General features: G+C 40.0%; 3 protein-coding genes. 1 reads left to right on the forward strand and 2 read right to left on the reverse strand.

From position 1 onward, the window contains the following. Positions 1-186: 186 nt before the first annotated feature. Positions 187-573 (reverse strand): type II toxin-antitoxin system VapC family toxin, encoded by a 387-nt coding sequence (locus tag PX636_RS14790; protein ID WP_288117681.1) that lies wholly within the window; start codon positions 571-573, stop codon positions 187-189. Next, the gene (locus PX636_RS14795) at positions 570-797 is read right to left on the reverse strand and encodes a type II toxin-antitoxin system Phd/YefM family antitoxin (protein WP_002763578.1); all 228 of its coding nucleotides are present in this window, start codon (positions 795-797) and stop codon (positions 570-572) included. Before PX636_RS14795 ends, PX636_RS14790 begins: the two co-directional genes overlap by 4 nt. 242 nt (positions 798-1,039) lie before the next feature. Here PX636_RS14795 and PX636_RS14800 point away from each other — a divergent pair, with 242 nt between their 5' ends. Next, entirely contained in the window at positions 1,040-1,264 is a 225-nt protein-coding gene (locus PX636_RS14800) for a C2H2-type zinc finger protein (RefSeq protein WP_288117682.1), read from the forward strand. Positions 1,265-1,376: the final 112 nt, after the last annotated feature.

A 1,376-nucleotide genomic window follows, 5' to 3' on the forward strand; every position in this document is an offset into this window, starting at 1 on the left:
GGACTTTTTAGATCGAAATAATAACCATGAATTATGAACTTTACTCAATGGGATTTTATTAAAAGATATTCGCGAAGCAAGATTATCCGCAGGAGACGTGGGAAATTGGTAGAAAAACATCAAATCGAGGGATTAGAAACGGGTTATAGTGTCGAGTTTTCCGATAGGTTGAGAAAAACGATCGCCCTACCAAAGACGTTGAATACCATACCGATCTAAAATAGTATCTACACTAATAATCGGAATATTTTCAACAATGGCTTGAGCTACCAGAAGGCGATCAAAGGGGTCTTTATGATAAAAAGGAAGGGTGATCAGCGCATCCGTATGTTCTGGTGTGATGGCAAGGATATTAAATTGATATTGATTAAGGCATACGTCGATAAAATCTTTGTAAGATTGATGTAAAATGAGTTTACCGATACTGATTTTGATGGCGATTTCCCAATAGGATGCTGGGCTGATTAATATTTCGTTATTTTGGTTAATAATTAGTTGATGGGCGGCGCTACTTAGTGGGAATTCGTTGAGTGTGTACCAAAGCAGAGTATGGGTATCGATTAGACATTTCAATGCAGATACTCCGCGAAGTCTTGTAAGTGTTCTTCATCATCGGCCACGATGGTAATCATTCCTTTACATAGGCCAGGCCCCGGACGTTGGGGAGATGTGGGGGTTTGCCCGATTAATTTGGCTAGTGGGAGATTATTATCGGTAATCAACAATTCTTCCCCTGGTTTGAGATTGTATATCAGTTCGGGCAGTTTGGCTTGAGCTTCTTGGAGAGAGACAATCATAATTTTACGGCAAGCGCGAAGATGAAAGGACTTTCTAGGCCGATAATTTCTCGATTCTAACCGATCGAAGCCCGGAAGGTGTAGGCGAACCGAAAACCTTCTCCATTAAGGACCGGTGTTAAACTGATTAATCATGCTGGTGTCTAGAATTGACCTATGCCGAACTTAACCTTAAGCAACGAACAAGTTATCGACTTATTCAAACAACTCCCCGAAGCACAGCAAGAATGAGCCTTAATAATATGAGCAAAATTTCGATCGAAGTCAGTCCCGAAGCGGCAGAAGTCTATCAATCCGCATCCCCGGAGGAACAAGAACGCGTCCGGGTTCTTGTCGATTTGCTAATTAGAAAGCCAGTTAACAGCGATATCGATTTCTTGAGAAAACTAATGGACGACATTAGTGATGAGGCGGAAGCTAGAGGATTAACCCCCGAAATTTTAGAATCTTTACTAAATGAGCCTTGAATATTCTTTTATTAGAACTCTTGCAAATTAATTATATGTTATAATGATGGGTTAACTAATTTTCCCCAAAAAATTAGTTAATCAGTACATTCGTCCTGAATGAAAACTTGAA

Origin of the sequence: Microcystis sp. M53598_WE2 (assembly GCF_030067735.1) — a bacterium.
Taxonomy (GTDB): Bacteria; Cyanobacteriota; Cyanobacteriia; order Cyanobacteriales; family Microcystaceae; genus Microcystis; species Microcystis aeruginosa.

Bases quoted from the DNA above. Each gene is read 5' to 3' on its own strand.
- PX636_RS14795 (WP_002763578.1), bottom strand. From the start codon at position 797: ATGATTGTCTCTCTCCAAGAAGCTCAAGCCAAACTGCCCGAACTGATA.
- PX636_RS14800 (WP_288117682.1), top strand. From the start codon at position 1,040: ATGAGCAAAATTTCGATCGAAGTCAGTCCCGAAGCGGCAGAAGTCTAT.